The sequence below is a fragment of the Streptomyces sp. Rer75 genome, from assembly GCF_013414305.1.
GTDB lineage: Bacteria > Actinomycetota > Actinomycetes > Streptomycetales > Streptomycetaceae > Streptomyces > Streptomyces himastatinicus.
The window spans coordinates 1,175,534-1,197,478 of sequence record NZ_CP058693.1; the positions used below are offsets into that span (position 1 = coordinate 1,175,534).

Genomic DNA, 21,945 nt, shown 5'->3' on the forward strand with positions numbered 1-21,945 from the left:
ACGGGTCAAGGTGTCGCGGCGGTCACCGTGACATGACTGCGCGCTTTACGCAATACCTCTCGCGCGATTCGCGCAACGTGTGTCATCATCGAGACCACGGAGGCCGCGTGTCCGCCGTCTGCTCACGTTCGATCACATCTGATCACTCCCCCTGTCATGGCCATTCAAGGAGGTACCGGTGGAGATGCCGCCCTTCCGCAGGGTGCTGGCCATCGCGGACGACCTGTCCGGTGCCGCCGAGACCGCCGCCGGGCTGAGGTCGCGCACAACGCGCAGTCGGGTACTCCTCCTTGGGCCTGCCGCAACCGGTCCCGAGGAGATATCCGCGGCCGACGCGCGGGCCGTGACCGTGCTGGACCTCGACTCGCGCCACTGCCCGGCCGAGGACGCGGCCGACGCGGTCCGCGGCGCACTGCGGATGGCGCCCACGGGCGACACCCTGGTCCTGAAGAAGATCGACTCGCTGCTGCGGGGCAATGTGGCCGCCGAGGTCGCCGCGCTGGCGGCGGACGGGCCGGGCGTGGTCGTCGCCCCCGCCCTGCCGGTCGCCGGGCGCGTGGTGCGCGCGGGCGTGGTGCACCTCGGCGGGGTGCCGCTGCACGAGGGCGAGGCCTGGCGCGCCGAGGCCACGGCCCCGCCGTCCTCGGTGGCCGACGCGCTGGGCGGGTTGCCCACCGCGCTGATCCCCCTCGCGACCGTACGCGCCGCGCGGCCCACCCTGCTGTCCGCGCTGCGGGCCGCGGTGGCGGCGGGACGGGTGGCGGTCTGCGACGCGGAGACGGACGCCGACCTGGACGCGATCGTCGCGGCCTCGCTCGCCGACGACCTGCGGCTACGCCTGGTCGGCACCGGCGGCCTGGCGACCGCCCTCGGCCGCCACCTGGCGGCGGAGGGCGCCGCGCACCCGGCCCCGGCGGCGGGGCCGGAGGCGGCGGAGCCGACGACGCGGGGCCGAACCGCGCCGCGCGCCGGGACCGCTACGCGGCGGGAAACCGCAGCACGGGCGGATACGGCGGCACAGCCCGAGATGGCGGACGCGGCGCCGCGCGCCGAGACCGCAGCGCAGGCGGACAGGGCAACGCGGCCCGAGACGGCGAACGCGGCACCCCACGCGGAAACCGCGCCGCGGGCCGAAGCCGTGGAGACCGCCGACCGGCCCGTGCTGGTGGTCGTCGGTACGGCCGAGCCGGGCGCCGTCGAGCAGGTGCGCCGACTGGTCGCCGACGGCGCCGTACACGTCCCGCTCGACCTGGCCGGACTGCTGTCGGAGCCGCCCGCGGCCGCCCTGCCCCCGCTCACGGCCCCGGTCACGGTCGTCACCATCGCGCCGCCCGCCGGTCCGCCGCGCGGCGTGACATCCCCCGCAACGACCGCCGCCCCGGAGGCCGTTGGCACGGCCTCCGCCGTGGCCGCCACAGCACGGCACCACACCGCGACCACCACCGCACCCGACGGCACGGCCAACGCCCCCGCCCCGGCGCCGCCCCGGCCCGAAACCGGGTCCGGCGACGGCGCCGCGCCCGGCCCCGTGCCCGCCCGGCGGCTGGTGCACGGGCTGGCCCGTGCCGTCGCCGCCGCGCTCGCGGCGCACGACGGCGGTGCCGACCTCGTCCTGACCGGCGGGGAGACGGCCCGCCGGGTGCTGGACGCGCTTGCGATCACCCGGCTCGACCCCGTCGGGCAGGTGCACCACGGCGCCGTACACCTCCGCACTCCCGACGGGCGATCCGTCGTGACCCGCCCGGGCAGCTTCGGCGATCCCGATTCCCTACGTCACATCGTCCGGGCGCTGCACCCCCACTCGACCGAACGGAAGGTCACCTCATGAACGCACCCACCCACCTCGCCCCCGCCGGTCCGCTCCCGCTCATCGCGGTCACCATGGGCGACGGCGCGGGCATCGGGCCCGAGGTGATCGTCCCCGCGCTGCTCGCCCCGGAGACCCTCCGGCGCTGCCGTCCGGTGGTCATCGGGGACGCGGAGCGGCTGCGGCAGGCGGCCCGGCTGCGCGACATCGCGTGCGACATCGTGACGGTCGGCGCGCCCGCCGAGGCCGAGTTCACCCCGGACCGGATCAACGTCATCGACCTCGGGCTGCTCCCCGCCGAGCTGCCCTGGGGCGAGCTGTCCGCGGTCGCCGGGGACGCCGCGTACCAGTACGTACGGGCGGCCGCCCGGCTCGCCATGGACGGTGAGGTGCAGGGCATCTGCACCGCGCCGCTGAACAAGGAGGCCCTGCACGCGGGCGGGCACGTCTTCCCCGGCCACACCGAGCTGCTGGCCCATCTCACCGGTGTCGAGGAGGTGTCGATGATGCTGGCCACCCCGACGGTGAAGGTCATCCACGTCACCACCCACATCGGGCTCATCGACGCCGTCAACAAGATCGAGCCGGGGCTGGTCGAACGCACCGTGCGCCGCGGCCACGACGCGATGGTCCGGGCGGGGACCCCACAGCCGGTGATCGGGGTATGCGGCATCAATCCGCACGCCGGGGAGAACGGGCTGTTCGGCTACGGCGAGGAGGAGGAGAAGATCGTGCCCGCGCTGGAGGTGCTGCGCGAGGACGGCATCGACGCCCGCGGACCGCTCCCCGCCGACACCGCCTTCTTCCTGGCCGGGCGCGGCGACTACGACCTGATCGTGGCCATGTACCACGACCAGGGGCACGGCCCGGTCAAGGTGCTGGGCCTGGAGGCCGGGGTCAACCTCACCGTCGGCCTCCCCGTGATCCGCACCTCCGTCGACCACGGCACCGCGTTCGACATCGCCGGTACCGGCAAGGCCGACGCCGGTAGCATGATCGAGGCGCTGCGGCAGGCCGCCGACATGTCGCCCTCGCCCGCCCGCTGAAGCCACGTGATCGAGAAGATCGAGGAAGACCGAGAAGGACGAGTGACATTGCCGGTACAGGGAGCACGGGCCCGGCGCGACCAGATCGTCCACCTCGCGACGACCACGGGCCTCGCCAGCGTGGAGGAGCTGTCCCGTACGTTCGGGGTCACCGCCTCCACCATCCGCCGTGACCTCGCCCAGCTGACCGCCGACGGTCGGCTGGCGCGGACGTACGGCGGGGCGATGGCCCTCGTCGCCCACCCCGAGGCGTCGCTGCGCCAGCGCACCGGCGAGGCGTTCGATGCGAAGCGGGCCATCGCCCGCTGGGCGGCGTCGACCGTCCGTACCGGCGAGACGGTGCTGCTGGACGCGGGCTCGACCGTCGGCGCCCTCGCCCATGAGCTGCGCACGGCCGAGGGGCTGACGGTGGCCACGACCGGGCTCACCGCGCTCCAGGAGCTGGCGGACGTGGAGTCCGTGCGGGTGGAGTGCCTGGGCGGTACGCTCCGGCCGCTGAGCCAGAGCTTCCTGGGTCCGCTCGCCGAGGCGGCGCTGGAGCGCATGACGTTCGACCGGGTCTTCCTGGGCGCCGACGGGGTGACGGCGGAGCACGGCATCTGCGAGGCGGATCTGCGCCAGACCCGGCTGAAGGAGCTGATGGCCCGGCGCGCCGAGCGGGTGTACGTGCTGGCGCACGCGGCCAAGGTCGGCCGGCGCCCGTTCCACACCTGGATACGGCTGCCGCCCGGCTGGACCCTGGTGACCGACGGCGGCGCCGACCCGGACGAGATCGGGGCGCTGCGCGCCGGGGGCGTCGAGGTCGTGATCGCGGACGCCGGGAATTCCGAATAAGCCACCGAGGAATAGCGAATTACGCCGATAAGCGGCAATCCATGGGCAATCCATAACGGATAGGATGGAATAGGCCGTTATGGCGTCGGGGATTTTCTCCCATTCGGCGCCGTAGCCATGCGTGGGCAGGGGGCGATCGGGCACCCGCCCCGCATATGAGGTGGCCACCGTCTCATGAGCTTTTGGAGGACACCGTGGCACGGCACACCGACCCGATTCCCGCCGCCGACCCGACGCAGCCCGACGACCCCGTGCCGCCGAACCCGACCCCGTCGCCCGGACCGGGCGGCCCGGAGCCCGGCCCCGCGCCGGGGCCCGTGCCCGGTCCGCCGCCGGGACCGCCGCCGGACCCGGTGCCGTCGCCCCCGCCGGAGCCGCCGCCGAACCCCACCCCGGGGCCGCCTCCGGGGCCGTCCCCGGACCCCATCCCCCATCCCCCGGGCCCCGATCCGGTCCCCGACCCCTCCCCGGCGCCGGGCCCGCTGACCTGATCAGGAATACGCTTCTCCCCCTGCCGGCGTAAGCGGACGAGTGCGGGCGCGGTCGCGGTGAGATGGTCGAGTCCCGGACCGGATCCCGGACCGCCAAGGAGCCGCAGATGCCGCGCACCGCACCGTCCCGCCCCGTCCTGGAGCCCGCGGCCGCCGCGTTCGCCGAGGGCCGCAGGACGGTCGACGAGGTGCAGTCCGGTGAGGTTCCCAAGCCCGAGGTGGACGAGGAGTGGATCAGCGTCACCGGGATTCCGGCCGGTGGGGTGAAGGCCCGGATCATCCGTCCGCCGAACGCCTCCGGGACCCTTCCGGTGATCCTCTATGTGCACGGCGCGGGCTGGGTGTTCGGCAATGCGCACACGCATGACCGGCTGGCCCGGGAGCTGGCGGTCGGAGTCGGCGCGGCCGTGGTGTTCCCCGAGTACGACCTCTCCCCCGAGGCCCGCTACCCGGTGGCCCTGGAACAGTGTTACGCGGTCGGGCAGTGGATCGTGGCGCACGGCGAGGGCGCCGGGCTCGACGCGAACCGGCTCGCGGTGGCCGGGGACTCGGTGGGCGGCAACATGACCGCCGCGCTGACCCTGCTGGCCAAGGAGCGCGGCGACGTCTCCCCCGTCCAGCAGGTGCTGTTCTACCCGGTGACCGACGCGAACTTCGACACCGGCTCGTACGACCAGTTCGCCGACGGCTACTACCTGACCCGCGAGGGCATGAAGTGGTTCTGGGACCAGTACACCACCGACCCCGCGCAGCGGGCCGAGATCACCGCCTCCCCGCTGCGCGCGGACACCGGCCAGCTCAAGGGGCTGCCGCCCGCGCTGGTCATCACCGGTGAGGCCGATGTGCTGCGGGACGAGGGCGAGGCGTACGCGAACAAGCTCCGCGACGCCGGTGTGCCGGTGACCGCGCTGCGCATGCAGGGCATCATCCATGACTTCCTGATGCTCGACGCGCTGCGGGACACCCATGCGGCACGAGCCGCGCTCACCCTGGCCGTGGACACCCTGCGCGACGCGCTCGACACGGCCTGACCCCGGTATCCCCGGTGTTCAGCTCCCGGCACCGCGCGCCTTGGCCTGCTGCTTCATCTGCTGCTTGTAGGCGCGCACCTTGCCCAGGGACTCGGGTCCGGTGATGTCGGCGACCGAGCGGTACGAGCCCTCCTCGCCGTACGACCCCGCCGCCTCGCGCCAGCCCTCGGGCCGCACCCCGAACCGCTTGCCGAGCAGGGCCAGGAAGATCTGGGACTTCTGCTTGCCGTAGCCGGGCAGCGCGTTCAGCCGCTTGAGGAGTTCGGCGCCGGTGGGGGCGTCGCGCCACAGGGCGGCCGCGTCGCCGTCGTAGTGCTCGACCAGGTACTGGCACAGCTGCTGGATCCGCTTGGCCATCGATCCGGGGTAGCGGTGCACGGCCGGCTTCTCCGACAGCAGCTCCGGGAACCGCTCGGGGTCGTACGCGGCGATCTCATGGGCGTCCAGGTCGTCGGCGCCCATCCGCCGCGCGATGGTGTACGGGCCGGTGAACGCCCATTCCATGGGCACCTGCTGATCGAGCAGCATGCCGGTCAGGAGAGCGAGGGGGCTGCGCGCGAGCAGGGCGTCGGCCTCGGGCTGCTGGGCGAGACGAAGGGTGGCGTCCATCCCCGGCGGATACCCACCGCTCCGATACCGAATCACCCAGCGTCACAATTCCCCCCAAAGGTGCAGGAAAGGCGGGGCGATTTGGTCGAATTGCACGACCTTGGGGGGCGTGCGAGCCTGGTTGCGACCGCAGAACCGACCGTGAAACCGATCGCCCTCTCAAGAGCGGGACCTCACCGCTTCACCGCTGTGCCGCGGGCAGGCCGTGACATCGGACCACGGAGGCGAGTGACCATGTCAGCAACCGCGACTCGCCGCCGACGCCATGACGACACCCCCGACACCGGCGGCGCCTTTCTGCGAATGTCCCGGCTGCCGTCCGGGCCGGAGCGCGACGCGCTGCGCGAGGCGATCATCTGCGAGTGGCTGCCGGTCGCCAAACGCCTGGCGCTGCGCTTCCGCAACAAGGGCGAGAACATGGAGGACCTCACCCAGGTCGCCTCGCTGGCCCTGGTGAAGGCCGTCGACCGCTACAACCCGGACCTCGGCCACGCCTTCCCCTCGTATGCGATCCCCGTCATCACCGGAGAGCTGAAGCGGCACTTCCGCGACTATCTGTGGACGCTGCACATCCCGCGCAACATCCAGGAGGTCCGCTCCCGCACCCGCTCGGCGCGCGACGCGCTGGAACAGGAGCTGGGCGGCCGTACCCCGACCATCGGGGAGATCAGCACCCGCACCGGCATGCCGCAGGAGGACGTACGCGCCGGTCTGGAGGCGAGCGCCTCCTGCACCCCGCTGTCCCTCAACGCCGCGGTGCAGGGCGCCGAGGAGCGGCTGCTCGCCGAGACCGTCGGCGCGGACGACGCCGCGATCGAACGGGTCGTCAACCGGGAGTCGCTGCGGGTGCTCATCGCGAACCTCTCCGAACAGGACCGCTACGTGCTCTACCTGCGGTTCTTCGCCGGGCTTTCGCAGAGCCAGATCGGCGAGATCCTCGGCTTCTCGCAGATGCACATATCCCGCAGGCTGTCCCGGCTCTACAGCGAGCTGCGCCAGGGGCTGCTGGCCCACGCGTAGCCCGCCCGGTCCCCGTTGTTCTCCCCCGGCAGGAGGTGCCGATGCGCTCCGAGACCGCCCGTATCGCCGCGGACGACGCCCTGCTCGTGGGCGATCTGGCCATCCCCGAACACCCCTCGGCCGTGGTGGCCTTCGCACACGGCAGCGGCAGTTCCCGGCACAGCCCGCGCAACCGCGCGGTGGCCGGGGTGCTCCAGGGGGCAGGGCTCGCGACGCTGCTGTTCGACCTGCTCACCGACGCCGAGGAGCGGGTGGACGCGATCACCGCGGAGCACCGCTTCGACATCCCGCTGCTGGGACGGCGGCTGGTGGCGGCGGTCGACTGGCTCGCCGGGCACCCCGGCACCAGCGGGCTGCCGGTGGGCCTGTTCGGAGCCAGTACGGGCGCGGCGGCCGCCCTGACCGCCGCGGCGGAGCGGCCGGAGCGGGTGCGGGCCGTGGTGTCCCGGGGCGGGCGCCCGGACCTGGCGGGCGGGGTGCTGAACCGGGTGGGCGCGCCGGTGCTGCTGGTGGTGGGCGGGGACGACCACGAGGTGCTGGGGCTGAACGAGCAGGCCGCCGCGATGCTGGCCGCGCCGCACGAACTCCATGTGGTGCCCGGGGCGACCCATCTCTTCGAGGAGCCCGGGGCGCTGGAACAGGCGGCGGAGGCGGCGCGGGACTGGTTCGCGCGCATGGCCGAGCAGCGCGACACCCAGCGCTAACCCAACGCTAGCCCCCAGCACCTCTCGGCTAGCCGCCCAGCACCTCGCGCAGGTCGTACGAGACCGGCTCCTCCAACTGTGCGTAGGTGCACTCCCCCGGCTCTCGGTCGGGCCGCCAGCGCCGGAACCGGGCGGTGTGCCGGAAGCGGTCGCCCTGCATGTGGTCGTACGCCACCTCGCACACCCGCTCCGGACGCAGCGGCAGCCAGGAGAGGTCCTTGACGCCGGTCCAGCGGCTGGGCGCACCCGGCATCCGGCTCTGGGCGTGCGCCTCCTCCCGCGCCCAGTCGGCCCACGGGTGGCCCTCGACCGACTCCATGCGCAGCGGCTCCAGTTCGGTCATCAGCTCCTGGCGGCGGCGCATCGGGAACGCGGCGCAGACGCCGACGTGCTGGAGGCGGCCGGTGGCGTCGTGCAGGCCGAGCAGCAGGGAGCCGACGACCGGTCCCGACTTGTGCAGACGGAGCCCGGCCACCACGCAGTCGGCGGTCCGCTCGTGCTTGACCTTGACCATGACGCGCTCGCCGGGCCGGTAGCCGAGGTCGGGGCGCTTGGCGACGATGCCGTCGAGCCCGGCGCCCTCGTAGTGGTCGAACCACCGACGGGCCACCTCGACGTCGTCGGTCCAGGGGGCGGTGAAGACGGGGGCGGTGGCCTCGCGCAGCGCCTCGGTCAGGGCGTCGCGGCGCTCGCTGAGGGGTGCGTCCATGTACGAGGTGTCGCCGAGGGCGAGGAGGTCGAACGCGACGAAGCCCGCCGGGGTGGTACGGGCCAGCAGCCGCACCCGGGAGTCGGCGGGGTGGATGCGCTCCAGGAGGGCGTCGAAGTCGAGGCGCCCCTCGCGCGCGATGACGATCTCGCCGTCCAGGACGCAGCGCGGCGGCAGATGGGTGCGGAAGGCGTCGACGAGTTCGGGGAAGTAGCGGGTGAGCGGCTTGCCGGTGCGGCTGCCGACCTCGACCTCGTCCCCGTCGCGGAACACGATGGCCCGGAAGCCGTCCCACTTCGCCTCGTACCGCATGCCGGGCGGGATCGTGGCCACCGACTTGGCCAGCATCGGTGCCACCGGGGGCATCACCGGAAGGTCCATGATGTCTTCGATTGTGCGGCCGCCGGGACCCGCGCGCCCGCCGGGAGGTGGAGCGGGCGGAGTGGACCTAGCTTTGGTGTATGGCAGAGACGGTGGAGCTTGACGTCGGTGGGCGCACGGTGCGGCTGTCCAACCCCGGGAAGGTGTACTTCCCGGAGCGGGGCTTCACCAAGCTCGACCTCGCCCGCTACTACCTCGCCGTCGGCGACGGTGCGCTGCGCGCGCTGCGGGACCGGCCGACGACGCTGGAGCGCTACCCGGACGGGGTGGAGGGGGAATCGTTCTTCCAGAAGCGGGCGCCGAAGAACCTTCCCGACTGGATCCCGACCGGCCGCATCTCCTTCCCCAGTGGGCGGTACGCGGACGAGCTGTGCCCCACCGAGACGGCGGCCGTGGTGTGGGCCGCCAACCTGGGCTGTCTGACCTTCCACCCGTGGCCGGTGCGGCGCCCGGACACCGAACACCCCGATGAGCTGCGCATCGACCTCGACCCGCAGCCGGGCACCGACTACGGGGACGCGGTACGGGCCGCGGGCGAGCTGCGCCAGGTGCTGGACGAGCTGGGGCTGCGGGGCTGGCCCAAGACCTCCGGCGGGCGGGGGCTGCACGTCTTCGTGCCCATCGTGCCGGAGTGGACCTTCACCCAGGTGCGGCGCTCGGCGATCGCGGTCGCGCGGGAGCTGGAGCGGCGGGCGCCGGAGCGGATCACCACGGCGTGGTGGAAGGAGGAGCGCGGCGAGAAGATCTTCGTGGACTACAACCAGACCGCGCGCGACCGCACCATCGCCAGCGCCTATTCCGTACGCCCCCGGCCGCACGCCCCGGTCTCCGCGCCGCTGCGCTGGGACGAGGTGCCCGACGCCCGGCCGCGCGACTTCGACCTGGCGACCATGCCGGTGCGCTACCGGGAGATGGGCGATGTGCACGCGGACATGGACGAGCACGCGTACCGGCTGGAGGCCGCGCTGGAACTGGCCGACCGGGACGAGCGGGAGCACGGTCTCGGCGACCTTCCGTATCCGCCGGAGCACCCCAAGATGAAGGGCGAGCCGAAGCGGGTGCAGCCGAGCCGGGCCAAGCACTGAGCCGCGCATCAGGTGCGAGAATCGCGTCATGGCTGTCTTCACTCATCCGGACCGCCACCGGGTGGCCGTGCTCGTCCGGCACGGGCTGCTGCCCTTCGAGCTGGGCATGGCGCACCGCCTGTTCGGCCGTGCCGTCTCGGCGTCCGGCGAGCCGCTGTACGAGGTGGTGACGTGTGCGCTGGTGCCCGGTGAGGTGCGTACGGACTCCGATGTCAGCGTGAACGTCGCCCATGGCCCGGAGGCGCTGGCCGAGGCCGACACGGTGATCGTCCCGGCCGCCAACGAGAAGGACGAGCCGCAGACCGAGGGCCGTCTCGGCCCCGCGCTGGCCGACGCCTTCGCCCTCATCCGGCGGCCCGGCACCCGCATCGCCTCCATCTGCACCGGCGCGTTCGTCCTGGCCGCTGCCGGGCTGCTGGACGGCCGCCGGGCGACGACGCACTGGCAGGCCGCCGACCAGTTCCGGACGCTGTTCCCGTCGGTCGAGCTGGACCCGGACGTCCTGTACGCCGACGAGGGCGACGTCCTCACCTCCGCCGGGGACGCCTCCGGCATCGACCTGCTGCTGCACCTGATCCGGCTCGACCACGGCTCCGCGGTGGCGGGCGAGGTCGCACGGGGCGCCGTGGTGGCGCCGCACCGCGACGGCGGCCAGGCCCAGTTCATCCGCCGCCCCGTCCCCGCGCCGCGCGGCTCCTCCACGCGGGAGGCGCGGGCCTGGGCCCTGACCCGCCTCGACCGCCCGCTGACCCTCGCGGAGCTGGCCGCGCACGAGTCGATGAGCGTGCGGACGTTCTCGCGCCGGTTCCGGGAGGAGGTCGGCATGACGCCCGTGCGGTGGCTGACCCAGCGCCGGGTGGAGCGGGCCTGCCAGCTGCTGGAGGAGACGGATCTGCCGGTGGACCAGGTGGCGGCGGAGGCGGGCTTCGGCACGGCGGCGTCAATGCGGATGCACCTGCGCGACGCGCTGGGCGTCTCCCCGAGCGCGTACCGCTGCACGTTCCGCGGCGAGTAGCCCTACCGCCGGGGGGCCACGAACCGTTCCGTGCCCAGGGTGGTGAACCAGTGCTGGATCCGGTCCTCGTCGTGGGTCCGCGCCAGCGACAGCGTGAGCAGGATCCGGGCCTTCTGCGGGGTCAGGTCCTGCGCGCCGACCACGCCGCGTACGTGCGGGTCGTACACCGCGCCCGACCCGGTGCGGGAGGCGGACGCGAAGAGCACGCCGTTCTTCACGGCGTCGTCGCGGGCCTCCGTCACGCCGGGAGAGGCGCCCGCGGCCCGGGTGACCCGGCCGCGCCCGCGTCGAACGCCTGACGGATCTGGTTCTGGTCGACGACGCCCAGCTCACCGCTGCTGCCGCTGGTGAAGGCGTTGAGCCGCAGCGCGTCGGCCTTGCGGACCTCGCGGGCTGCCTGGATCTGGTCGTTGAGCATGACGACGGTGCCGAAGCAGGTGGTGCGGCCGCCGGCGGCGAGGCGGATCGCGTTGTAGAGGTTGGCGGGGCCGTCGGAGCCGATGACCGTCCAGGGGCGCAGGGCGCCGGTGAGCACCACGGGCTTGTCGCTGCGGACGGTGAGGTCCAGCCAGTACGCGAACTCCTCCATGGTGTCCGTGCCGGTGGTGACGACGACCGCGTCGTTGGTGCGCAGCGCGTCGTCGACCGCGGTGGTGAGCCGCCGGTACTCGGGGAGGGAGTAGGCGTTGGAATCCTTGTTGCCGAACTGCCGCGTCGTGACGTCGGCGAGCCGGTTCACCTCGGGTCTGAGGTCCTCGACCAGCCGGGACACCGGGAGCTGTCCGGATTCGTAGCTCTGGAAGGACACCCGGCTCTTGCTGACGCCCGCGATGGTGCCGCCGGTGCCGATGACGGCGACCTGCGGTTCGGGTCCGCGCTCCGGCTTCGGTGACCGCTCGGCGACGGCGAGGGCCGCGGCCGGGGTGCCGAGGCCGACGGCGACCAGGACCGTCAGGACGGCGGAACCGCGGGCGATCCGGTGCATGGGACACCACCCAATGCGGCATGTGCGGTCATACGCGGACTATTCACCGTAACCACGTTTGCCCGGCGGCGGCGAGGCAGCCGAGGGCGAGCGCCCGCACAGCCGCGCCAGCAGCAGCGCCACATCGTCGTCCGGCGCGCCGTGCAGCGCCGCGAGCACCTGGTCGCAGATCCGGTCCAGCGGGCCGTGGTGGTGGCGGCGCAGCAGCTGGACCAGGGTGTGCAGCCCGACGTCCAGCGACTCGTGCCGCTTCTCCACCAGACCGTCGGTGAACAGGGCCAGCACCGCGCCCTCGGCCAGTTCGCAGTCGACCGCGGCGAACGGAACGCCGCCGACCCCCAGCGGTGCGCCGCTGGGAGTGTCGATCAGCTCGGCGTCGCCGTCCGGGTGGACCAGGACCGGCGGCAGATGGCCCGCGGTGGACAGCTCGCAGTGCCCGGTGCGGGGGTCGCAGACCGCGTACAGGCAGGTGGCGATGGAGTCCCCCAGCGTCTGGGTGATCTCGTCCAGGTGGCGCAGCAGCTCGACGGGCGGCAGGTCGAGCTTGGAGAAGGCGCGGGTCGCGGTGCGCAGCTGCCCCATGATCGCGGCGGCGTGGATGCCCTTGCCCATGACGTCCCCGACGACCAGGCCGACCCGGCCGTCCTTCATCGGCAGCACGTCGAACCAGTCGCCGCCCGCCGCGCTGACCGCGGGCAGATAGCGGGAGGCGGTCTCCAGGCCGTCGAGGGCGCGCGGCGGCAGGGACAGCAGGCTGCGCTGGAGGGTGAGCGCGGCGTCGCGTTCCCGCCCGTACAGCCGGGCGTTGTCGATGGCGAGCGCGGCGCGCATGGCCAGCTCACAGGCGAGGGTGAGGTCGTCCTCGTCGAACGGCTTGGTGTTGACCGTGCGGTGCAGGCTTAGGGTGCCGAGCACGCTGCCGCGGGCGATGAGCGGGGCCGCGATGTAGGAGTGGACGCCCTCGCGCCGCAGCACGTCGGCGGCGGCCTCGTCCCGCGCGATACGGCGTATGTCCTGCTCGGAGGTGTGCGGCACCAGGATCGGCGCGCCGTCGCGCACGCACTGGGCGATCAGGCGGTTCGGGCCGTAGCGGGCGATCTCGCCGACCGGATCGGCGGCGTGGACGGCCTCGGTGGGGTAGCCCGCGGCGACGGCGAGCGCCCGGAAGCGGGCCGAGCCGTCGCTGCGCACCCGGGCCACGGGTTCGCGGTGCACCACCGCGTCGAGGACGTCGACGGCCGCGAGGTCGGCGAGCCGGGGCACCGCCACGTCGGCGAGTTCCTGGGCGGTCTGCCGCAGGTCCAGGGTGGTGCCGATGCGGACGCCCGCGTCGGCGACGACGGCCAGCCGCTCGCGCGCCTCGGCGACCTCGCTGGCCGCCCGGTGGCGTGCGGACACGTCGATGACGGAGACGGCGATGCCCAGGACCCGGCCACCGGCGTCCTCCAGCCGGTAGTACGACTCCGACCAGGCGTGGTCGTGGTCGGGGTCGGCGGGGGTCCGGCCGATGGTCTGCTGGTCCAGGATCGGTTCCCCGGTGGCCAGGACGCGCCGCATGGCGGTCTCGATGGCCTCGGTGTCGAGCCCGGGCAGCATCTCGCTGATCCGGCGCCCGCGCACCAGGGGTTCGGGCATGCCGTTCATGCTCTGGAGCGACGGGTTGGCGCGCAGCCACCGCAGCTCGGTGTCGAAGACCGCGAGCCCGACGGGCGACTGCTCGATCAGCAGGCCCGATACGGCCAGGTCGGTCTCGACCCGCCGTACGGTCGCCTCGTCGGCTGCCAACCCGAGGGCGTACGCGTCGCCGTGCCGGTCGTGGAGGCCCATGGTGTGGAACTCGACGCGCACGGTGGAGCCGTCCCGGCGCCGGACGGGAAAGACGCCCGCCCAGGTGTCGCCCGCCCGGACCCGGGCGAACAGGTCCCTGGCCGCCCGCCGGTCCTCCGGGCGGACGAGCAGGTGGTCCGCGCGGCGCCCCAGGGCCTCGGCCGCGGAAAAGCCGAACAGCAGCTCCGCCTCGGGGCTCCACAGGGTGATGCGGCCGTCGGCGTCCAGCACCACGGCGGCGACCCGCAGGAGGTCGAGTACCCCGCCCGCGACGGTGGTCAGGCCGTCCCCATCCGTCGGGTCCGCCTCGCTGTCCTGGTCAAGACGGTCATGCGTCGTCATACCGGCACCTCACCGGCTCGCCGTGCCCTCCCTCTGTCATACCTCGCCCCGCGCACCGCCGCACCACCGATGGGGGATGCGGGCACGGTCAGATGGTGAACGGGCGCTGCCGGGCGAAGGCCGGGCGCTCGGCTCCGGCCATGACCAGATGGGGGGTCTGGTCCGGGGGCATCCTCTTGACGATCTCCCGGTGCAGGGCGCGGTAGCTGCCCGGGAACGCGCCGCCCCGCCACACCTCCAGCAGGGTGCCGGTGAACAGTCCGTTCACGGCGCCGTCGGCGGAGGTCTGATTGTCCTGGCAGCCGGAGATGTGCAGCACACTGGCGTCGATCTTCGCGAGGTCCTTGGCGGTGCAGGTCTTCTGGATCCGGTCGTAGAGGTCGCGGTCGCGTGCGTAGACCGCGGACTGCACGGGCTGGGGCATGGCCCGCAGCCTCCTGCCGACCTCGTGGGGGTCGTCGGTGTCGAAGCGCCGGCCGAGTTCGCCCGCGCTGAGCACCTCGGGCAACCGCCGGGCGACCGTACCGCTGTGGCAGCTGTCGGAGAGCATCCAGATCCGCACGCCCTTGGCGAACTTGCCGAACAGCGCGAACAACTCGTCGTCGACCAGCTGACGGTCGTACAGCACCCAGGTCCCGTCCAGCCGGTCGCCGGTCTCGTCGTGGTTGAGGTCGGGCACCTGGCCGCCGTGGCCGGAGTAGGTGAGGAAGAGGATGTCGCCCTCGGCCAGCCGCCCGGCCGCGGTCTCCAGCGCGGAGGTGACCGCCTCGGCGGTGGCGGCGGCGCCCAGCAGCGGGCCGGTGACCTCGAAGCCCGCGGCACCGGCGAGCCGGGCCATGTCGGCCGCGTCCTGCTCGCAGGCGTTCAGCTCACCGCTCCAGCCGTCGTACGCCACGGGGTCGACCTGGTTGAGTCCGATGTGCACGGAGAGACCGGTGGGCATGGGGGCTCCTCGGGTGGCGGTCGGTGGGCCAGTGCGCGGCGCGGCCGCCCCGCGGGCGACGGATCGCCCTCCCCAGGATGATGCGGGCCCCTCCCCCGCCCCGCCCTGTTTTCCGGGCCCATACGGGGACGACGCCGGGGAACTACTCCCCCGTGCCCGGGGTCGCGGGGCGGAACGACAGGGCGTGCACGACGAGGTCGGCGGTGCGCTCCAGATAGCCGGGCTCCGGCGGCACGCCCCGCACCGCGATACGCCAGTAGACCGGCGCGGCGAGCAGGTCGAGGGCCAGCTCGCGGTCCGTGTCCGGCGGCAGCTCACCGCGCTCCACCGCCCGGTCCAGCAGGGCGACCGCGCGGGCGCGGCGCGGCTCGCCGATGCCGACGGCGAGCGCCTGCGCCAGCGCCTCGTCCCGGCGCGCCTCGACGATCAGGTCCGGGATGATCCGGCTGAACCGTGGATGGGTCAGCCAGTCGGCGACCGCCCGCAGCGCGGCGAGCACATCGCCGCGCAGCGACCCGGAGTCGGGCAGGTCGATCATCGCGACACTCAGCTCGGACGCGACGTCGATGACCATCTGCTGCTTGGAGGGCCACCGCCGGTACAGCGCGCTCTTGCCGACCCCGGCACGCTTGGCGACGGCCTCCATCGACAGCCGCCCGTAGCCCTGCTCGGCGAGTTCGTCGAGCACGGCCGCGCGGATGGCCTCGGTCTTGGCCGGGCGCAACGTGGCGGCACCGCTCGGTGCGCGCCGGGTGGACGAGGTGGGGCGGGAGGGTTCCGGCATGGGCCGACCCTAGCAGATGGACGGGACGGTACCGTTCTGTTTACAGTGCGAACGGGACGGTACCGTCCCGTCCATTCAGCGAAAGGGAAGCGTCATGGACGAACGCGTCAGGGTGTACGAGCGGATGAAGAAGCTCCTGCTCGCCCACGACATGCGGGGGTTCGCGGATCTGTGGGCCGAGAACGGCACCATGGAGTTCCCGTTCGCCCCGCCCGGATGGCCGCGCAGGCTGGAGGGGCGCGAGGCGGTGTGGGACTACGTGCGCGACTACACCGACCACATCGATCTGCGGGCCGTCGCCCAGGAGACCGTGCACCGGACCGCGGACCCGGGCGTCCTGATCGTGGAGTTCTCGGTGGACGCCGTCGCCGTCCCCACCGGCCGCCCGCTCCGGATCGACTACGTCGCCGTCATCACCGTCGAGGGCGGCGAGATCGTCTCGTACCGGGACTACTGGAATCCGCTCGTGCTGAACGACGGGCTGACCTTCGCCGCCGAGGGAGGCCGGACCGATGGCTGAATCCACCGCTGGACCCACCACTGGACCCACCGCGGGACCCACCGTGCTGGTCACCGGCGCGACCGGGAACACCGGCTCGCGCGTCGTACGGCGCTTGCGGGAGCACGGCGCGGCGGTCCGGGCGGCCGCCCGGCGGCCCGGACCGGAGGCGGGCGCGGACGGGGTGCGCTTCGACTGGTACGACCCGGCCACCCATGCCGCCGCGCTGACCGGGGTGGAGCGGGTCTATCTGGTCGCCCCCGTCGGCGAGGCCGACCCGGTGCCCCTGGTCGAACCGTTCCTCGCCGCCGCGCTCGACCGGGGCGTACGGCGGGTGGTGCTGCTCAGCTCCTCCGCGATCCCCGCCGACGCGCCGGGCCTGGGCGCGCTGCACCGCCTCGTACGGGACACGGTGCCCGAGTGGGCGGTGCTGCGGCCGTCGTGGTTCATGCAGAACTTCACCGGCGACCACGCGGTGGCCCATGCCATCCGCGGCGACGGCTGGATCGTCACCGCCACCGGTGACGGCCGGGTCGGCTTCGTCGACGCGGACGACATCGCCGCCGTCGCCGTCCGGGCCCTGCTGGACGACCGCCCGCACAACACGGACCACGTCATCACCGGCCCGGAGGCGCTTCGCTACGCCGACGCGGCGCGCATCGTGGCCGAGGTCTCCGGACGCCGGGTCAGCCATGTCCCGGTGACGCCCGGGGCGTTGCGGGAGAGGCTGGCGGATGCGGGGATGCCACGGGAGTTCGCGGCGGTGCTGGCGGGCCTGGACGAGGACATCCGGGGCGGCACGGAGGACCGTACGACGGACACGGTCCTCCGGGTCACCGGCCGCGAGCCGCGGTCGTTCCGGGACTTCGCGAAGGCCCACCGGGCGGCTTGGGAGCAGGGCCTTGGGACTAGCCGCTAGCGGCTTGGGGCTGGAGGGCGTCAGCGCAGCAGCAGTTGCAATCCGCCCAGCACGGTCGCCGCGATCACCAGCCGCTCGAAGAGCAGCTGGTCGATGCGGTCGACGCACAGCTTGCCGAGGATGGCGCCGGGTATCACGAAGAGCGCGAGGCCCGCGTCCAGCAGCAGGGAGTGGCCGTCGATCAGGCCGAGACCGACGCTGAAGGGCACCTTGCACACGTTCACGATGAAGAAGAACCAGGCCGACGTGCCCAGGAAGCCGAGCTTCTGGAATCCGGAGGAGATCAGATAGAGGGACATCACCGGGCCGCCCGCGTTGGCGACCATGGTGGTGAACCCGCCGAGCGCACCGTACGAACCGGCCTTGGCCCGGCCGCCGGTGCCACCGGCCGGCCGGGCGGCCGCCGCCGCGTCCGCCCCCGTGCGCCGCCGCCACACCGTGACGGCGGCCATGAACAGCAGGATCGCGCCGATCGACACGCGCACCGCCGCGTCGTCGGCCCACAGCATGAACACCCAGCCCGCCACCACCCCGACGGCGACCGCGGGAAGCAGCCGCCACAGCGTGGCCCAGTGGGCGTGCCGCCGGTAGGTGAGGACGGCGAGCACATCGCCGACGATGAGCAGCGGCAGCAGCACCCCCGTCGACTCACGGGCGGGCAGTACGGCCGCGAAGATGGCGAGGCTGACCGTGTTGGCCCCGCTGACGGCGGTCTTCGAGAAGCCGACGAGCAGGGCCGCACCGGCGAGCGCGGCCAGTTCCCAGAGGGCGATGGTGTTCATGCCACGACACGATGCTACGTCCCCACCTGCGCGGATACGGCGGGGTGGCGCCAAGCCCGTCCAGCCCCCTAACGTCCCGCCGCCTCCTCCAGCGCGGCCCGCAGCGTACGGCTGTCGGTGAGGCCGTCCCCGGGCCGGGTCAGCCAGACGTGCCCGCGCCGCACGCACCCCGGGCGGGGGCACCGCAGCACCCGTCCCGCCCCGGCCGCCGCGACCGTGCGGCGGCGTGCGTACGGGGTCCCGGCCAGCCATCGCTTCCACTCGGCCGCGGACCCGGGCGGGACGAGGAAGGTCAGCACATGGCTGGAGGTCGCCAGCATCACGGGCCCGGTCGCGGCGTCGCGCCGCTGGAGGGCCTGGATCACCGCCGTACCGATGTCCTCGGCCATGCGGACCAGGTCGAAGACGGTGCCCACCGGCAGATCGGCGAGGCCGTCGCCGCTGGCCCACTGGAGCCGCACCCGTCCGGGATCGTCGCTGGCGGACAGCAGCCAGTCGGCCGCGTCGGTCTGCACGGTGCCGCCCACAGGGCTCATGAGGCGCGCTCGAGCGGCAGGGTGAACCACACCTTCTTCCCCTCGCCGCCCGGGTCCGGCGGCTCGGTGCCCCAGTCGCTGGCCAGGCAGTCGACGATGGCGAGGCCACGGCCGGACTCCTCGGTCAGCGAGGCGCTGCGGAAGATGGGGATGACGGGCGAGCCGTCGGCCACCTCGACCCGCAGCTCATGGCCCAGGTGCCCGGCGGAGAGTTCGAGGGAGACGGTGATGGTCACGGTGTCGGCGGGGCCGGAGCTGCCGTGCTCGACCGCGTTGGCGAACAGTTCGTTGGTGGCGAGGACGGCGCCGTCCACGAGCGCGCCGAGCCGCCAGTCGTTCAGATGGCCGGTGACCATGCGCCGCACCGCGGCGGCACGGTCGGGTAGGGCGGGGAATTCGGCCCGGAAGAGCCGGCGGGTGACGAGGGCACTCATCGTCCCCTCCCCGCGCGGTTCGGGCCCGGTGATCCGGACGCAATGGCGGTTGACGGACACCGCGAGGGCAGGGCGGTCGCGCCCCAGGTCCTCGTCATCGGCCGGTGCCGGCCGCTGCGGCAGTCCTGGGAGGGATCGGCTCACGGTGTCCGTCCTCGTCGGTCTGTGGGCTCTCATGACATACAGGCACATGGGGTGGTTGATGTTCCGTTACGCGGGTAGGCGCTTGCTGGCGACTGACGGCGCTGCATCTGAGCCGGTGGCGGTTGGTGCGCGCCCCCCGTCCGACCCGCCTGGACCGGCTGCCACGGACGGAGTCGACGCGGTCGCGATGTGTGCCGGAAACCGGCATGGTTCCTCCTTCGAAGGCAGCTCGGAGCGTCATCGGTCACCGTCATGTAGAAAAACGGTTGAACCGACCGGTGGGCGAGAGGGCATGGGGGTTGTCCGGTTGTACGGGCGTAGTGGTTCGGGCTGTACGGCCCTGGCGGGGCAGGCGTGAGCGGCGACCGCGGCGGGGAATCCGCCCCGGGGCCGGGGGCCGGTCCGTCCGATGTGTTCCGTCTGGACGGCAAGCGCGTGCTGGTCACCGGGGGCACCCGGGGGCTGGGCGAACAGATCGTGCGGCTGCTGGCCGCGGCCGGGGCGCGGGTGGCCACCTGTGCGCGAACGACGCGGGATCTGGGGGCCCTTGAGGCGTCGTTACCTACGGAGGAGCCGGGGGCGCTGTTCACCGAGGCCCTCGACCTCACCGCACCGGACCGGCTGGAGGCATTCGTCCAGGCAGCGGCGGAACGTTTCGGCGGGCTGGACGGCGTGGTGGCGTGTGCCGGTGGCGCACGGGGTCGCGGACTGGAGGAGGCGGATGCCCGGGACTGGTCCGCGACCTGGGAGCTGAACGTCGGTCATGCGGCACGGCTGGTCAAGGCCGCCGTGCCGCATCTGCGGCGGAGCGGCGGCGGCTCGGTGGTGGTGATCGCCTCCATCTCCGGGTGGAAACCGGGGCCGCAGGCGCAGTACGGGGCGGCCAAGGCCGCCCAGATCCATTTGGCGGCCTCGCTCGCCCGCGAACTGGGCCCGGACCACATCCGGGTGAACGCCGTCTCGCCCGGCTCGATGCTCATCCCCGGCAAGCGCTGGGACCGCATGCGCACCGAGGAGCCCGAGCGGTACGCCCGGTTCACGGCCGAGGTCCCGTGCGGCGGGCTGGTCACACCGCTGGAGGTCGCCCGGGTCGTGGCGTTCCTGCTGTCCGACGCGTCGAGCGGGGTCTCGGGCGCGCATCTGCCCGTGGACCGGGCCCAGAACGCCCCCACCCCGAACGGCTACTGATGCCGAAGGACGCGCCTCGGGGGTGACACCCGGATCGGGTGACACCCCCTGGGCCCGTCGTGCCCGTTCGCCCGGTCACGCGGCAGCCCTCCGGTCCCCCGCTCCGGGGGCCCGCCGCGCGCGGCCGCCAGGGGGTGTCCTGCCGATCATGCCGGGCTCCCGACGCCTGGCACGGCATCTCGCGGCCCCGCGCTCGCCGCACTCCGCGCCTCCCCCGGCTACCGCTGGGAGGTGCCCCCCTGCACCAGACGCCGCTCGCTGATCGCGCCTGATCGACAACCCCTAGGCCGCGGAGCCGAGCACCGCCCGGGAGCGATGCTCGAAGTCCCGCACCATGGGCTCGCCCCGCCGGGGCCGCAGCCGGGAGCGGAAGTCGCGCAGCGCCTGGATCGAACGCTCGCTGTGCACCCCGCTGAGGGTGTCCAGCGCCTCGCCCGCGGTGCCGATGGCCTCGTCCAGCCGGTTCTGCTGGAGGTAGGCCGTGGCGAGGACGGAGCGGCTGATGGCCTGGCGGCGGCGCCGGTCGGCGTTGGCGCGCACCGACTCGGAGGCCGCGTGCTCGGCCTCCGCCGCGTTCCCCAGGTCCCGGAAGCACAGGGCCGCCTCGGCCGCCAGATAGTGGTGGTCCAGGAAGCGCACCCAGGGCGATTCCTGCTGGGCGCCCCGGCTCGCCTCCAGCTGGGCGTCGGCGGCGCGCAGCGACTTGGACGCCTCCCGGGGCTGGTCGAGCGCCGCATGGCCGCGGGCGGCCATGGCGTGCAGCCGCATCAGGCCGAGCGGGCTGCCCGCGTGCTTGGCGGTGGCGACGCCGACCCGGGCCAGCTCGACCCCCGCCTCCGGCTGGCCGAGGTTGGTGGACAGATGGGACAGACCGGCCAGGATCTGACCGCCGAGCACCCGGTCGCCGCCCTCGGCACACAGCCGCAGCGCCTGGGTCATATAGCGCTGGGCCAGGCCGTATTCGGCGTTGTCGTAGGAGCTCCAGCCCGCCATCGCGGCCAGCTTGGCGGCCGCGGTGAACAGCTGGCGCCGCTCGTGCGGCGGCGCGCCGCGCTGCTGGAGCATGGGCACGACCTCGGTCGACAGATAGAGCACGATGCTGGCGCGGACCTGGCCGCCGCCGAAGCGGTTGTCCATCTCGTCGAACATGCTGATGGCCGCGTGGACCTGCTCGACACGGCCGCCATCGGCCGCGGAGGAGAGCCGGGGGGTGTCCTGGTTCTCGACCAGCCACAGCAGCCATTCGCGCTGCGGGGTCACCAGGGCTCCGGCGACGAAGGGCACCGCACCCAGCAGGCTGCGGCGGGAGATATCGGTGGAGCCGAGTTCGGCGAGCGTGTGCAAGGTCTCTGCTACGTCCTCCCGGTAGGCCAGCGCTCTGGCGACGACGGGGCGCTGACGGTCGGCGATGAAGCCGAGCTCGGCGGGCGCCAGCGGCCGGCCGAGCCGGTTGGAGAGCACGGCGGCGATCAGCTCCGGCGTGTTGCCGCGCGGCTGGCCGCCCTGCAACCAGCGGGTGACGGACGCCTTGTCGTAGTTCGACTCGTGTCCTTGTCTGCGGCCCAGTTCGTTGACCCGGTGCGCCAACGAGGCGTAGGAGCACCCGGATTCCTTGAGGGCCGCGGCCAACGCGGCGTTGGCCGGGGCGCCCTGGCGCCCGCTTCCCGGCTGTGCGCCCGGCATCACCGTAACCCTCCCCGGCACGCGCCACGGAGGTGTACGGGATCCCCGCCGCGCGGCGCCGCACTCATCGGCTGTGTCAACGACGTTGTGGACAAAGGAGGTTGGGAGCCCCCGCCGTGGAGGGTGAGATGGGTCACCCGCTCACTA

At 73.5% G+C, this 21,945-nt stretch carries 23 protein-coding genes; 12 read left to right on the forward strand and 11 right to left on the reverse strand.

The window, feature by feature from the left end; translation table 11 throughout:
- Positions 1 to 184: 184 nt before the first annotated feature.
- The 5 genes from HYQ63_RS04340 to HYQ63_RS04360 all read left to right on the forward strand — a co-directional run bounded on the left by HYQ63_RS04340 (position 185) and on the right by HYQ63_RS04360 (position 5,209).
- Complete coding sequence (locus HYQ63_RS04340; RefSeq protein ID WP_257232569.1) at positions 185 to 1,828, forward strand: four-carbon acid sugar kinase family protein; 1,644 nt, start codon at positions 185 to 187, stop codon at positions 1,826 to 1,828.
- Entirely contained in the window at positions 1,825 to 2,853 is a 1,029-nt protein-coding gene (gene pdxA / locus HYQ63_RS04345; RefSeq protein ID WP_179932597.1) for a 4-hydroxythreonine-4-phosphate dehydrogenase PdxA, read from the forward strand. Before HYQ63_RS04340 ends, pdxA begins: the two co-directional genes overlap by 4 nt.
- Positions 2,854 to 2,901: 48 nt before the next feature.
- On the forward strand, positions 2,902 to 3,687 hold the full coding sequence (locus HYQ63_RS04350; protein WP_179939740.1) for a DeoR/GlpR family DNA-binding transcription regulator: 786 nt from the start codon (positions 2,902 to 2,904) through the stop codon (positions 3,685 to 3,687).
- Between the two features lie 194 nt (positions 3,688 to 3,881).
- A complete protein-coding gene (locus HYQ63_RS04355) occupies positions 3,882 to 4,178 on the forward strand; it encodes a hypothetical protein (protein ID WP_179932598.1) in 297 nt (98 codons plus the stop codon).
- 107 nt (positions 4,179 to 4,285) lie between these two features.
- Entirely contained in the window at positions 4,286 to 5,209 is a 924-nt protein-coding gene (locus HYQ63_RS04360; RefSeq protein WP_179932599.1) for an alpha/beta hydrolase, read from the forward strand.
- Positions 5,210 to 5,227: 18 nt separating this feature from the next.
- Here HYQ63_RS04360 and HYQ63_RS04365 read toward each other — a convergent pair whose 3' ends face one another.
- Positions 5,228 to 5,818: an HhH-GPD-type base excision DNA repair protein gene (locus HYQ63_RS04365; protein WP_179932600.1), complete on the reverse strand. Its 591-nt coding sequence runs from the start codon at positions 5,816 to 5,818 to the stop codon at positions 5,228 to 5,230.
- A gap of 234 nt (positions 5,819 to 6,052) precedes the next feature.
- Between HYQ63_RS04365 and HYQ63_RS04370 the strand changes: the two genes are divergently transcribed.
- Together HYQ63_RS04370 and HYQ63_RS04375 are read left to right on the forward strand one after the other, a co-directional pair.
- Positions 6,053 to 6,838, forward strand: coding sequence for a SigB/SigF/SigG family RNA polymerase sigma factor (locus HYQ63_RS04370; RefSeq protein WP_179932601.1), 786 nt, complete (start codon positions 6,053 to 6,055; stop codon positions 6,836 to 6,838).
- A gap of 41 nt (positions 6,839 to 6,879) precedes the next feature.
- Positions 6,880 to 7,542 carry a dienelactone hydrolase family protein gene (locus HYQ63_RS04375; protein WP_179932602.1) on the forward strand — a complete coding sequence of 221 codons (663 nt, stop codon included), beginning with the start codon at positions 6,880 to 6,882 and terminating at the stop codon, positions 7,540 to 7,542.
- Between the two features lie 28 nt (positions 7,543 to 7,570).
- Here the strand turns inward: HYQ63_RS04375 and HYQ63_RS04380 are convergent, their stop codons facing one another.
- A complete protein-coding gene (locus HYQ63_RS04380; protein WP_179932603.1) occupies positions 7,571 to 8,632 on the reverse strand; it encodes an ATP-dependent DNA ligase in 1,062 nt (353 codons plus the stop codon).
- Between the two features lie 80 nt (positions 8,633 to 8,712).
- Here HYQ63_RS04380 and ligD point away from each other — a divergent pair, with 80 nt between their 5' ends.
- Positions 8,713 to 9,717 carry a non-homologous end-joining DNA ligase gene (ligD, locus tag HYQ63_RS04385; RefSeq protein ID WP_179932604.1) on the forward strand — a complete coding sequence of 335 codons (1,005 nt, stop codon included), beginning with the start codon at positions 8,713 to 8,715 and terminating at the stop codon, positions 9,715 to 9,717.
- Positions 9,718 to 9,745: 28 nt separating this feature from the next.
- Positions 9,746 to 10,732: a GlxA family transcriptional regulator gene (locus HYQ63_RS04390; protein WP_179932605.1), complete on the forward strand. Its 987-nt coding sequence runs from the start codon at positions 9,746 to 9,748 to the stop codon at positions 10,730 to 10,732.
- Between the two features lie 2 nt (positions 10,733 to 10,734).
- Here the strand turns inward: HYQ63_RS04390 and HYQ63_RS44325 are convergent, their stop codons facing one another.
- The 5 genes from HYQ63_RS44325 to HYQ63_RS04410 all read right to left on the reverse strand — a co-directional run bounded on the left by HYQ63_RS44325 (position 10,735) and on the right by HYQ63_RS04410 (position 15,613).
- The gene (locus HYQ63_RS44325) at positions 10,735 to 10,974 is read right to left on the reverse strand and encodes a hypothetical protein (RefSeq protein WP_257231601.1); all 240 of its coding nucleotides are present in this window, start codon (positions 10,972 to 10,974) and stop codon (positions 10,735 to 10,737) included.
- Positions 10,971 to 11,717, reverse strand: coding sequence for an asparaginase domain-containing protein (locus HYQ63_RS04395; protein WP_257231602.1), 747 nt, complete (start codon positions 11,715 to 11,717; stop codon positions 10,971 to 10,973). The genes HYQ63_RS44325 and HYQ63_RS04395 overlap by 4 nt, the downstream gene beginning before the upstream one ends.
- Positions 11,718 to 11,756: 39 nt before the next feature.
- Entirely contained in the window at positions 11,757 to 13,886 is a 2,130-nt protein-coding gene (locus HYQ63_RS04400; RefSeq protein WP_179932606.1) for a SpoIIE family protein phosphatase, read from the reverse strand.
- Positions 13,887 to 13,974: 88 nt separating this feature from the next.
- Positions 13,975 to 14,829 (reverse strand): caspase family protein, encoded by an 855-nt coding sequence (locus HYQ63_RS04405; RefSeq protein ID WP_179932607.1) that lies wholly within the window; start codon positions 14,827 to 14,829, stop codon positions 13,975 to 13,977.
- 142 nt (positions 14,830 to 14,971) lie between these two features.
- Entirely contained in the window at positions 14,972 to 15,613 is a 642-nt protein-coding gene (locus tag HYQ63_RS04410; protein WP_179932608.1) for a TetR/AcrR family transcriptional regulator, read from the reverse strand.
- A 94-nt stretch (positions 15,614 to 15,707) separates the two neighbouring features.
- Between HYQ63_RS04410 and HYQ63_RS04415 the strand changes: the two genes are divergently transcribed.
- Complete coding sequence (locus HYQ63_RS04415) at positions 15,708 to 16,133, forward strand: nuclear transport factor 2 family protein (RefSeq protein WP_179932609.1); 426 nt, start codon at positions 15,708 to 15,710, stop codon at positions 16,131 to 16,133.
- Positions 16,126 to 17,031 carry an NAD(P)H-binding protein gene (locus tag HYQ63_RS04420; RefSeq protein WP_179932610.1) on the forward strand — a complete coding sequence of 302 codons (906 nt, stop codon included), beginning with the start codon at positions 16,126 to 16,128 and terminating at the stop codon, positions 17,029 to 17,031. The genes HYQ63_RS04415 and HYQ63_RS04420 overlap by 8 nt, the downstream gene beginning before the upstream one ends.
- A gap of 20 nt (positions 17,032 to 17,051) precedes the next feature.
- Here the strand turns inward: HYQ63_RS04420 and HYQ63_RS04425 are convergent, their stop codons facing one another.
- The 3 genes from HYQ63_RS04425 to HYQ63_RS04435 all read right to left on the reverse strand — a co-directional run bounded on the left by HYQ63_RS04425 (position 17,052) and on the right by HYQ63_RS04435 (position 18,927).
- Positions 17,052 to 17,813: a sulfite exporter TauE/SafE family protein gene (locus HYQ63_RS04425; protein ID WP_179932611.1), complete on the reverse strand. Its 762-nt coding sequence runs from the start codon at positions 17,811 to 17,813 to the stop codon at positions 17,052 to 17,054.
- A gap of 68 nt (positions 17,814 to 17,881) precedes the next feature.
- Positions 17,882 to 18,349, reverse strand: coding sequence for a hypothetical protein (locus HYQ63_RS04430; protein ID WP_179932612.1), 468 nt, complete (start codon positions 18,347 to 18,349; stop codon positions 17,882 to 17,884).
- A complete protein-coding gene (locus HYQ63_RS04435) occupies positions 18,346 to 18,927 on the reverse strand; it encodes an ATP-binding protein (protein WP_257231604.1) in 582 nt (193 codons plus the stop codon). Before HYQ63_RS04435 ends, HYQ63_RS04430 begins: the two co-directional genes overlap by 4 nt.
- Positions 18,928 to 19,281: 354 nt before the next feature.
- Between HYQ63_RS04435 and HYQ63_RS04440 the strand changes: the two genes are divergently transcribed.
- Positions 19,282 to 20,115, forward strand: a complete 834-nt coding sequence (locus HYQ63_RS04440) for an SDR family NAD(P)-dependent oxidoreductase (RefSeq protein ID WP_257231605.1) — start codon at positions 19,282 to 19,284, stop codon at positions 20,113 to 20,115.
- Positions 20,116 to 20,397: 282 nt separating this feature from the next.
- Here HYQ63_RS04440 and HYQ63_RS04445 read toward each other — a convergent pair whose 3' ends face one another.
- The gene (locus tag HYQ63_RS04445; RefSeq protein ID WP_257231606.1) at positions 20,398 to 21,798 is read right to left on the reverse strand and encodes a hypothetical protein; all 1,401 of its coding nucleotides are present in this window, start codon (positions 21,796 to 21,798) and stop codon (positions 20,398 to 20,400) included.
- Positions 21,799 to 21,945: the final 147 nt, after the last annotated feature.

Coding starts and splice junctions, on each gene's coding strand:
- HYQ63_RS04340 (WP_257232569.1), top strand. CDS start 185: ATGCCGCCCTTCCGCAGGGTGCTGGCCATCGCGGACGACCTGTCCGGT.
- pdxA (WP_179932597.1), top strand. CDS start 1,825: ATGAACGCACCCACCCACCTCGCCCCCGCCGGTCCGCTCCCGCTCATC.
- HYQ63_RS04360 (WP_179932599.1), top strand. CDS start 4,286: ATGCCGCGCACCGCACCGTCCCGCCCCGTCCTGGAGCCCGCGGCCGCC.
- HYQ63_RS04365 (WP_179932600.1), bottom strand. CDS start 5,818: ATGGACGCCACCCTTCGTCTCGCCCAGCAGCCCGAGGCCGACGCCCTG.
- HYQ63_RS04370 (WP_179932601.1), top strand. CDS start 6,053: ATGTCAGCAACCGCGACTCGCCGCCGACGCCATGACGACACCCCCGAC.
- HYQ63_RS04375 (WP_179932602.1), top strand. CDS start 6,880: ATGCGCTCCGAGACCGCCCGTATCGCCGCGGACGACGCCCTGCTCGTG.
- HYQ63_RS04380 (WP_179932603.1), bottom strand. CDS start 8,632: ATGGACCTTCCGGTGATGCCCCCGGTGGCACCGATGCTGGCCAAGTCG.
- ligD (WP_179932604.1), top strand. CDS start 8,713: ATGGCAGAGACGGTGGAGCTTGACGTCGGTGGGCGCACGGTGCGGCTG.
- HYQ63_RS04390 (WP_179932605.1), top strand. CDS start 9,746: ATGGCTGTCTTCACTCATCCGGACCGCCACCGGGTGGCCGTGCTCGTC.
- HYQ63_RS04395 (WP_257231602.1), bottom strand. CDS start 11,717: ATGCACCGGATCGCCCGCGGTTCCGCCGTCCTGACGGTCCTGGTCGCC.
- HYQ63_RS04400 (WP_179932606.1), bottom strand. CDS start 13,886: ATGACGACGCATGACCGTCTTGACCAGGACAGCGAGGCGGACCCGACG.
- HYQ63_RS04405 (WP_179932607.1), bottom strand. CDS start 14,829: ATGCCCACCGGTCTCTCCGTGCACATCGGACTCAACCAGGTCGACCCC.
- HYQ63_RS04410 (WP_179932608.1), bottom strand. CDS start 15,613: ATGCCGGAACCCTCCCGCCCCACCTCGTCCACCCGGCGCGCACCGAGC.
- HYQ63_RS04415 (WP_179932609.1), top strand. CDS start 15,708: ATGGACGAACGCGTCAGGGTGTACGAGCGGATGAAGAAGCTCCTGCTC.
- HYQ63_RS04420 (WP_179932610.1), top strand. CDS start 16,126: ATGGCTGAATCCACCGCTGGACCCACCACTGGACCCACCGCGGGACCC.
- HYQ63_RS04425 (WP_179932611.1), bottom strand. CDS start 17,813: ATGAACACCATCGCCCTCTGGGAACTGGCCGCGCTCGCCGGTGCGGCC.
- HYQ63_RS04430 (WP_179932612.1), bottom strand. CDS start 18,349: ATGAGCCCTGTGGGCGGCACCGTGCAGACCGACGCGGCCGACTGGCTG.
- HYQ63_RS04445 (WP_257231606.1), bottom strand. CDS start 21,798: ATGCCGGGCGCACAGCCGGGAAGCGGGCGCCAGGGCGCCCCGGCCAAC.